The organism is Kineococcus glutinatus (assembly GCF_039542765.1).
Taxonomy (GTDB): domain Bacteria; phylum Actinomycetota; class Actinomycetes; order Actinomycetales; family Kineococcaceae; genus Kineococcus_A; species Kineococcus_A glutinatus.
Genome location: NZ_BAABIL010000170.1, coordinates 1 through 9,717 on the forward strand (window position 1 = coordinate 1; position 9,717 = coordinate 9,717).

Consider the following 9,717-nt stretch of genomic DNA (forward strand, 5'->3'; position numbering starts at 1 on the left):
TCGCGGGCGTCGGCGGCGCCGGGGTGCGGGCAGGTGTGGGGCTCGCTGCCGGAGGCGGACGAGATCGCGGTCCCGACCGGGGTGGTCACGGGCGTGCGCGCCGGGCGGCACGCCTGCTTCGACCGGCTCGTGGTGGACGTCGCGGGGCGGCTGGCCGGCTACTCGGTGCGCTACGTGCCGCAGGTGCGCGCCGACGGCTCGGGGGACCCGGTGCCGCTGCGGGGCGGGGCGTTCCTGGAGGTGGTGGTGCACGCGCCCTCCTACGACGACGCGGGCGCGGCGACGTTCACGCCGCCCTCGCCCGCCGAGGTGGTCGACGTGGGCGGGTTCGGCACCTTCCGGCAGGTGGGCTGGGGCGGCAGCTTCGAGGGGTGGACGACGCTCGGCCTCGGGGTCCGGGCGCGGCTGCCGTTCGAGACGGTGCTGATCGAGGGACCCGGCGACCGGGCCCGGCTCGTGGTGGACGTGGCGCACCGCTGGTGAGCGACGGGTCTTGACCGCTGGGCTCGGGGCGGGGCACCGTTGCTGTTGGACCGGTCCAACGGTGGGCCGGCGAGCGGGAGGAGCACACCGTGGCAGGAGTCCGGATCGGCATCGCAGGGGTCGGCCGCATCGGCGCCATGCACGCGGCGAACGCCGTCACCACACCCGGCGTGTCCTCCGTCGTCCTCGCCGACGTCGACGCCGGGCGCGCTCGCGCGGTGGCCGGCGGGCTCGGCGCCGAGGTCGCCGCGGGCGGGGCGCAGCTGCTGCGCTCCGGGATCGACGGGCTCGTCGTGGCCACCGGCACCGCCGAGCACCCCGCGCTCGTCGAGGCCGCCGTCGACGCCGGGATCCCCGTGCTGTGCGAGAAGCCCGTCGCCCCGGACGTCGCGTCCTCCCTGCCGCTGCTGGCGCACGTCGCCGCCCGCGGGGGCGTGGTGCGCGTCGGCCACCAGCGCCGCTTCGACCGCGGCTACGCCGAGGCCAAGCGCGCCCTCGACGCCGGCGAGCTGGGCTGGCTGCACGCCCTGCGGGCGGTGACGTGCGACCAGACCCCGCCGCCGGTGGCGTTCATCGCCACCTCCGGGGGGCTGTTCCGCGACTGCAGCGTCCACGACGTCGACGTCATCCGCTGGCTCACCGGCCGCGAGGTCGTCGAGGTCGTCGCCCGCGGCAGCAACAACGGCGACCCCGCCATCGGCGGGGTCGGCGACGTGGACAGCGCCGCCGCGCTGCTCGTCCTCGACGACGGCACCCTGGCCACCCTCGGCGCCTCCCGCTACAACGGCGCCGGCCACGACGTGCGGCTGGAGCTGCAGGGCTCGCGCGGCAGCCTCGTCGTCGGCCTCGACGAGCGCAGCGCCCTGCGCTCGGCCGAGCCCGGCGTCACCTTCCCCGCCGGCACCCCGCACACCACGTTCGCCGAGCGCTTCGCCGACGCCTACCGCGCCGAGCTCGCCGCCTTCGCCGACCTCGTCGCGGGCACCGGCGGGGAGCAGCTGTGCACCCCCGAGGACGCCGTGGCCGCCTCCGCCGTCGCCGACGCGCTGCAGCGCTCGCTGGAGGAGGGGGCGCCGGTGCGGGTGGAACCGCTGGCGGTGGCGGCGCGCTGACGGCCGCCCTCAGCCCTCCGGGCGCAGCTCGAACCACACCGTCTTGCCGAGCGGGCCCACGCCGAGGTCGGTGCCCCAGCGGGAGCTGAGCATCTCCACCATCGCCATCCCCCGCCCGTGCTCGGCGTCGCTGCGCTGCGCCCCCACCAGCGGCATCCCGCCGCCCTCGTCGGCGACCTCGACGTGCAGGAACCCCGGCCGGATCCGCGCGCCCATCCGCACCAGGCCGGAGCCGTGGACGACGCCGTTGGTGACGACCTCGCTGACCAGGAGCTCGGCGCGCTCGACCAGCTCGACGTCCAGCTCCCCCCGCCCCACCCAGGGCGCGCACCACTCGGTCAGCAGCCAGCGCGCGACCGCGACGGACCGCGGCTGGGGCGGCAGGACCACCTGCAGCAAGGGCCCTCGACCTCCGGTGGTTGCCGCGCTGGCGCGACGGTCCTCTCGTGCGATCCCCGATGGAACCCCCAGTGAACCACTAGCCACTCCACGTCGCCCCCCATGCCGCCGCGGGAGGGTCGCCGGGGTCCGGTGCGACCGGCGCCGGGTGTGGCGGGGGCCGGCGGTGGGCACAGCGCGGGGGACGGGCACGGTGCCCGGGGAGGAGACCGCGGTGCAGGACGAGCGGGACGACGGGCGGGAGCTGCGGCTGCTGCAGGAGCTGCTGCGCACCTACGGGCCCTGCGGGCAGGAGGACGCCGTCCGCGAGGTGTGCCTGCGCGAGCTGGCGGACCTGGCCGACGAGGTGCGCACGGACCGGGCGGGCAACGTCGTGGCGCTGCTGCGGGGGCGGGGGGAGGACGCCGGGGCGCCGGTGGTGCGGGTGATGGCGCACCTGGACGAGCTGTCCATGATCGTCAAGCGGGTGGAGGAGGACGGCTCCCTGCACGTCACCCAGCTCGGGGTGATGAACCCGGGCAACTTCGGGCTGGGGCCGGTGGCGGTGCTCGGCGACGAGGAGGAGGTCGTCGGGGTGCTGTCGCTGGGCTCGGAGCACACCACGCGGGAGAGCCCCCGCATCTGGGAGACGAAACCCGAGGGCGGCGACCGCGCCCTCGACTGGGACCACGTGAACGTCTTCACCGGCCGCACCCCGCAGGAGCTGGCGGCCGCCGGCGTGCACCCCGGCACCCGGGTCTGCGTGCACGCCGGCAAGCGCGGCCTGCTGGAGTTCGGCGACCACCTCGGCGGCTACTTCCTCGACGACCGGGCCGCGCTCGTCGTCGTCCTGGCCGCCGCCCGGCTGCTGCGGGAGCAGGGCCGGCGCCCGGCCGCGGACGCGTACCTCGTCCTCACCACGAGCGAGGAGCTCGGCGGGGTCGGCGGTTCCTGGGCCGCCGGGCAGCTGCCCGGCGACGTGGCGCTCGCCGTGGAGGTGGGCCCGGCCGAGGCGGAGTACGGCACCCGCGTCGACGCGAACCCGATCGTCGGGTACCACGACGCCGCCGGGGTGTACGACAAGCCGCTGGCCGACCACCTCGTCCGGCTCGGCCGCGGGCTGGGCCTGTCGCCGGCGCCCGCGGTGTTCGACGCCTTCGAGTCCGACGCCTCCCAGTCCAAGGCGAAGGGTCGGTGCGCGCAGGCGGGCCTGCTGTGCCTGCCGACCCTCAGCACCCACGGCTACGAGGTCGTGCACCGCGGTGCGATCGGCAACTGCGCGCGGCTGCTCGCGGAGTACCTCGTGCGGCCGGTGGGGTGAGGGTTCAGACCCGCCGCTTGGTGCGGTACATGTCGGCGTCGGCGTGGTCCAGCAGCGCGGTGGCGTCGGTGCCGTCGCGCGGGCAGAGCGCCACCCCGATGCTGGTGGTGATCCGCACCGTGGTCCCCGCCAGCTCCAGCGGGGGCACCAGCGCCGCGTGCAGGTTGCCGGCCACCCGGCGGGCGGGTCCGGCGTCGTCCGCGGGCAGGCCGGTGAGCAGCACGAGGAACTCGTCACCGCCCAGGCGGGCCAGCAGGTCGCCGCCGCGCACCGCCGAGCGCAGCCGGTGCGCGACCGCGACGAGGACCTCGTCGCCGGCGGAGTGCCCGAAGCGGTCGTTGACCTCCTTGAACCCGTCGAGGTCGCAGAACAGGACGGCGACGCCCGCCCCGCTGCGGGTGCGGCGGCGCAGCTCCAGGTCGAGCTGCTCCAGGGCCTGCGCCCGGTTGGGCAGGCCGGTGAGGGAGTCGTGGTAGGCGAGGAACGCGGTGCGCTGCTCCCGCTCCACCCGGTCGGTGACGTCGACCTGGTTGCCGATGAAGTGGGTGGTGCGCCCCTGCGCGTCGGCGACCGGGCTGATGCTGATCTCGTTCCAGAAGGGGCTGCCGTCGCGGCGGTGGTTCAGCAGCGTCACCCGCACCGAGCGCCCCGCCCGCAGCCGGCGCGCGATGGTGGCGACCTGCGTGCGGTCGGTGCCGGGGCCCTGCAGGAAGCGGCAGTTGGTGCCCAGGACCTCCGCGCTGCGATACCCGGTCAGGCGCTCGAACGCGGGGTTGACGTAGACGAGCGGCATGTCCGGTTCCCGCGCGTCGGCGATGGTGATGCCGTTGGCGGCGGTCCCGATGGCGCGCGCCAGCAGGTCGGGCAGCTGCCCGGGCGGCACGCCGGGGACCACGGCCGCGGCGGTGGGCGCCGGGGCGGGCCCGCCCGCGGCGGTGCCGGCGGCGGTGCCCGGGTCGTCGGGGGGCACCGCCGCGGGCGGGGCGGCGGTGGACGTCGTGCGCACCCTGCCCATCAGCAGCCGGGCCACGGCCAGCGCCTCGTCGCGGTCGTAGGTCAGCACGTACTCCATGCGCCGCCCACCACCCCCCTCGCCGCCCGCGGGGAGGTCCTCCCGCCGCGGTGCGCCCGTGTCGCGGGCGGCGAGGGCCACCGCGAAGTGCGGTGAGGTGACCGCCACCACCCAGTCCCGGCCCAGCGGGTCGTCCGGGGCCAGCGCGGTGCCCTCCACGCCGGTGCAGGGCGCGGCCGGGACCCCCGGCCCGAGCACGGCGGTGAGCGCCGTCACGGACGCCAGCGCCTCGTACCGCCGCAGGGTGCGGTCGGTGAGGAAGTCGGCGTGCTGGAAGCACGCCAGCACGACCGTCATGTCGTCCAGCAGCATCGCCTGCCGCTCGACGTGGCGGGTCACCGCGCCCACCAGCGCCGCCGTGCTGGGCTGGGCGGGGCGGGTGCGGGCCAGCAGCTCGAACGCCGAGGCCCCCTCCCGCGGCGGGGCGGGCTCCGCACCGGTGGGGATCCGCGCGCCGCCCCAGGACGGCGGCCGGGGCTCGGCGCGGGCGAAGAGCCAGCCCTGCCCGAGCGCCGCGCCCACGGCCAGGGCGCGGTCGGCGTGCTCCGGGGTCTCGATGCCCTCCGCCAGCACCACGGCCCCCGAGCGCTGCGCCTCGGCGTTGACGGCGTTGACGATCGCGGCGACCTGCGACGTCGGCCGGGCGTGCACCAGCGCCAGGTCCAGCTTGATGACGTCGGGGTGCAGGAACGGCATCAGCGCCAGCGCCGCCGGTTCGGCCCCCACGTCGTCCAGCGCCACGGCCCAGCCGAGCTCGCGCACCCGGTCGACCCCCGCCAGCAGCCGCGCCGGCTCGCGCAGCAGGTCCCGCTCGGTCACCTCCACGACGACCCGCACCCCCGCCGGGACGAGGGAGGCGAGCTCCGCGAGCGTGCGCCGCGACAGCTCCGCCAGGGTGACCGGTTCGACGTTGATGAAGACGGTGCCGTGCGCCGCAGCCGCCGCCGCGGTGGTGAGGATGGTCCGCACGCACGACTCGTCGAGCCTGCGCACCGCCTCGTCGCCCTGACCGGCCGCCCGGGCGAACAGCTCGGTGGGCATGACGAGCGCCGGGCCGCGCGCACCTCGGATGAGGCCCTCGACGGCCACGACCTCGCGGCTGCGCAGGTCCACGATGGGCTGGTAGGCGGCGTGGAGCCGGACGTCCACCCCGTCGCCCCCGGCAGCCAGCGGCACGGTCGCACTCCTCCTCGCACGGACGCCTCGCGGGAGCAGCGTAGGCGGGGCCGGGCAGGAGTGCCCGACGGTTTCGGGGCGTCACCTCCCTCGGACGGGTGAGCACCGTTCAGCCCGCCCCCTCCGCTGCCGACACCTCCTCGGACGGTGCACAGGACTTCGGGGGTATGCGCGGTGGGAGCGGCAGGGCGGGAGACGTCGGGGACGACGACGCGCCTCGTGCTGCGCCACGTGCACCAGCGGGGCGGTCCGGACGCCGTGGCCGAGGTGGTGCGCCGCTCGGGCACCACCGAGCGCCTGGAGGACCTGCTGGACGAGGCGCACTGGTCGAGCTACGACACGCGCGTGCGGCTGCTGCAGGCCGCCGTCGACGTCCTCGACGACGACGGGTGCACCTTCGCGATGGGCGCGGCCGCGCTGCGCTCGGGGCTCAACCACTCCCTCGTCCTGGCGCTGCAGGCGTTCGGCTCGCCCCGGCAGGTGTACCGGTTCCTGCCGCGGGCGGTGCCGAAGTTCACGACCACCTCGACGATGGAGGTCGTGGAGTCCGGCCCCACCCACGCGACGCTGCGCTACCGGCTGCACGAGGGCTACCGGCACTCCCGCCTGGACTGCCGCTACGCGCAGGGGCTCATCGTGATGGTGCCGGAGATGTTCGGCCTGCCCCCGGCGACGCTGGTGCACGAGGAGTGCGAGTCCGACGGCGCCCCGGCGTGCGTCTACCACGTCACGTGGGCCAACCGCGGCCGCTGGCCGTGGCGGTGGTTCGACGCCCGGCGCCGCCGGGACCCGCAGCTCGCGGCCCTGCGCGGGCAGCTGGAGGCGCTGCAGTCCGCCGCCGCCGACCTGGCCGGTGCGGAGGACCTGAGCGCCGGGCTGCAGCGCATCACCGAGCGGGCGGCGGCGGCGGTGCTGGCCCCCGCCCACCTGTTCGCGGTGCGCGACCCCGACGGCGGCGCGCCGCTGGTGCACTTCTCGGGCCTGGAGCCGCAGCGGGCGGCGGAGATGGCCGCCACCCTGCTCGCCGGTGGTTCCCTCGGCGGGTCCGCGGTCGTCGTCGACGTCACCTCCAGCCGCCGTGCGCACGGCCACCTCGCGGCCGTCTACCCGGACGGCCAGCGCGGCCCGGCCGAGGAGCGGAGCCTGCTCGGCGCCTACGCGCAGCACGCCGCGGCCGCCCTGGACCTGCTGGTGGCCCTGGAGGGCAGCAGGCGCGGGGAGGAGCGGGCCTCGGTGCTGCTGGCGCTGGCGCACGAGATGAGGGCCGCCTCCGACGCGGACACCGTGGCCGACGTCGTCGCCTCGACGGTGCCGGGGTTCGTGGGGTGCGACCACGCGGCGGTGATGTTCTGGGACGCCGGGTCGGGGCAGCTGCGCTCGGTGGCCGGCCGGGGTTTCACGGCCGAGGAGCAGGAGGTGTGGGACGCCGCGCTCATCCGCGCCGACGAGACCCCCGAGCTCGTCGCGCTGCTCACCGCGCAGGAACCGATCGTCATCCACCAGGAGCAGGCCTCGGGTCCGCTGGGCACCCTCATGGAGCGCATCGGCGCGGTGGGCTGCATCGTCGTGCCGCTGCTGGCCGACGAGCGGCTGCTGGGCGTGGCCACCGCGTCGTGGCGGCCGGGTCGGATGCCGCAGGACCTCGGGGAGGTCCTCGCCCGCCTCGGCGGCGTCGCGGAGTACACCGCCACCGCGCTGCAGAACACCGAGCTGCTCGCGCGGGTGCGCCACCAGTCCGAGCACGACGCGCTGACGGCGCTGCCGAACCGGGTGCTGTTCACCGAGCGGCTGGAGCAGGCGCTGCTGGGCACCGGGTGGGGCACGGGCACGGCGGTGCTGTTCTGCGACCTCGACAAGTTCAAGCAGGTCAACGACGTCCACGGCCACGCGGCCGGCGACGAGCTGCTGCGGCAGGTCGCCGCCCGGCTGCGCGGGGTGCTGCGCACCGGTGACACGGTCGGCCGCCTCAGCGGTGACGAGTTCGCCGTGCTGCTGGAGGGGGTGGCCGACGAGGTCACCGCCCGGGAGCTGGGTCAGCGGATCGTCTCCTGCTTCGCCGAGCCCTTCCGCGTCGAGGGCCGCGACCTGCACGTGACGACCAGCGTCGGTGCCGGCGTGCACACCGGCCCGCACGGTCGCGCCGACGACCTGCTGCGCACGGCCGACGGGGCGATGTACGCGGCGAAGCAGCGCGGCCGCAACCAGGTCGTCGTGGCGGCGGGACCGGCGGGGGACGCGGGGGAGGCGGACGAGGCGGGCTCGGTCTCGCTGGAGTCGGAGCTGCGCACCGCCGTCGGCAACGGCCAGCTGCGGTTGTTCTTCCAGCCCGTCGTCGAGGTGCGCGAGGGCTGCCGGGTGGCGGGGGCGGAGGCGCTGGTGCGCTGGGAGCACCCGCGGCTGGGGATGCTGCCGCCGTCGGCGTTCCTGGCCCTGGCGGAGGAGACCGGCGTGGTCGTCGAGATGGACCTGTGGTCCCTCGGTGCCGCGTGCCGCGCGCTGGCGTCCTGGCCGCGGGACGAGCGCGGGGAGCTGACGGTCGCGGTGAACCTGGCCAGCCGCACGCTGCTGGACCCGCGGTTGCACGCCACCGTCCGCAGCGCGCTGGCCGACAGCGGTGTCGCACCGGCCCGGCTGCACCTGGAGGTCGTGGAGAGCCGTTCCCTGGTGGACGTGCCCGCGCTGGCGGAGAAGCTGGCGGAGCTGCGCCGCCTCGGGGTGCGGACCTCGCTGGACGACTTCGGCACCGGCTACTCCACCCTCACGTGGTTGCAGCGGCTGCCGGTGGACCAGGTGAAGGTGGACCGCAGCTTCACCGCGCGGGTCGAGCACGACCCGGCCTCGCTGGCGCTGGTGCGTGGCATCGTCGCGCTGGCCCGGGAGGTCGGCGTGGAGGTCGTCGCGGAGGGCGTGGAGACGCCCGAGCAGCTGGCGGCGCTGCGCGCGGCGGGCTGCGAGCTCGTGCAGGGCTACCTGTTCGGCCGTCCCGCGCCGGTCCCGCCGGCGCTGCCCGCACCACCGGCGCCGCCGGTGCCGGCGGCGCCGCCCGTCCCGGTCGGCTCGGCGGTCTGACCCGCCGCGGCGGGAGGGGTTCGGCGCGAACGCGGTTCACACCCGCTCCGGCGCGGCGAGCACCCCCGTCAGCACGGGCCGCGTCGCGCGCAGCGCCAGCGCCACCAGCGCGATGCCCAGGGCCAGGCAGACCGCGACGACGAGCACCGCCAGCGGGTCCAGCACCAGCGCCGCGCCGGTGACCGGCAGCACCGCCACCGCGCCCAGCAGCGCCGAGCCCAGCGCCACCTGCCGCAGCGGGGCCAGCACCGCCCGGGTGCGCGCCGCCTCCATCGTCGGCCGCGGCATCCCCACCCGGTCCAGCGCCACCCACAGGTCGCGCCGGTCCAGCACCGCCGCGGCGGCCGTCACCCCCACCGAGCAGGCCACGACGGCGAAGGAGATGAGCAGCGTCAGCAGCACCCCGGTGCGGACGTCCGCGACGAGCTCGGCGTCCGCCCCACCGGAGGTCCCCGCGGAACCGGCCAGGGCCAGCCCCACGCCCGCCACGACGCCCACGAAACTCGTCATGGCCACCCCCGCCACCTGCCGCCACGCCGCCCGCGGGTCGTCGAGCACCGACCGGGCCGCCAGCAGCCGCTGCGGGGTGTCCGCCCGGCGCAGCGAGCGGCGCGCCAGCAGCGCCACCGCGAACGGCCCCACCAGGGACAGCACGCCCAGGCACGCGGCCATCCCCCCGCCCAGCAGCGCCACCAGCGCCAGGGAGCTGCGCAGCGTCGTGGAACCCAGCTGCCAGGCCAGCACCCACGTGAGCACGACACCCGCCCCGACGCCCGCGCGCACCCACCGCTGCGGCGGCGGGGACCGCCGGGCGCGCACCCCGAGCGGTTCGATGACGACCCGGCGCAGGCCCAGCAGGCCGCTGAGCGCCGCCAGCGCCACGACGGCCGCCACGACGGCGAGCACCGCGGGCACGCCCAGCCACAACCGGTCGGCGCCCACCGCCTCCCCGCGGAAGCGCACCGCGCCCACCAGGGGGGACAGCAGCACGGCGAGCACGACCCCGGCCAGCGCCCCCGCCGCGGCCACCACCGCGAGCTCGGCGCCGACGACGCCGCGCACAAGCCGCGGTGGCGCGCCCAGCAGCCGCAGCGTCGCGAGCCGGT

At 77.0% G+C, this 9,717-nt stretch carries 7 protein-coding genes; 4 read left to right on the plus strand and 3 right to left on the minus strand.

The features are described from left to right. Positions 1 to 483: AMIN-like domain-containing (lipo)protein (locus ABEB16_RS07340; protein ID WP_345711607.1), on the plus strand; the 483-nt coding region annotated here is incomplete at its 5' end. An 89-nt stretch (positions 484 to 572) separates the two neighbouring features. After that, positions 573 to 1,595: a Gfo/Idh/MocA family oxidoreductase gene (locus ABEB16_RS07345; protein ID WP_345711608.1), complete on the plus strand. Its 1,023-nt coding sequence runs from the start codon at positions 573 to 575 to the stop codon at positions 1,593 to 1,595. 9 nt (positions 1,596 to 1,604) lie between these two features. Here the strand turns inward: ABEB16_RS07345 and ABEB16_RS07350 are convergent, their stop codons facing one another. After that, on the minus strand, positions 1,605 to 1,985 hold the full coding sequence (locus ABEB16_RS07350; RefSeq protein WP_345711613.1) for an ATP-binding protein: 381 nt from the start codon (positions 1,983 to 1,985) through the stop codon (positions 1,605 to 1,607). 202 nt (positions 1,986 to 2,187) lie between these two features. Here ABEB16_RS07350 and ABEB16_RS07355 point away from each other — a divergent pair, with 202 nt between their 5' ends. After that, on the plus strand, positions 2,188 to 3,294 hold the full coding sequence (locus tag ABEB16_RS07355; protein WP_425560128.1) for a peptidase M42: 1,107 nt from the start codon (positions 2,188 to 2,190) through the stop codon (positions 3,292 to 3,294). Between the two features lie 4 nt (positions 3,295 to 3,298). Here ABEB16_RS07355 and ABEB16_RS07360 read toward each other — a convergent pair whose 3' ends face one another. Beyond that, complete coding sequence (locus ABEB16_RS07360; RefSeq protein WP_345711610.1) at positions 3,299 to 5,542, minus strand: diguanylate cyclase domain-containing protein; 2,244 nt, start codon at positions 5,540 to 5,542, stop codon at positions 3,299 to 3,301. Between the two features lie 174 nt (positions 5,543 to 5,716). Here ABEB16_RS07360 and ABEB16_RS07365 point away from each other — a divergent pair, with 174 nt between their 5' ends. Further along, the gene (locus ABEB16_RS07365) at positions 5,717 to 8,611 is read left to right on the plus strand and encodes a putative bifunctional diguanylate cyclase/phosphodiesterase (protein ID WP_345711611.1); all 2,895 of its coding nucleotides are present in this window, start codon (positions 5,717 to 5,719) and stop codon (positions 8,609 to 8,611) included. 36 nt (positions 8,612 to 8,647) lie between these two features. Here ABEB16_RS07365 and ABEB16_RS07370 read toward each other — a convergent pair. Then, positions 8,648 to 9,717 (minus strand): permease (locus ABEB16_RS07370; RefSeq protein ID WP_345711612.1); only part of this gene is annotated, 1,070 nt, incomplete at its 5' end.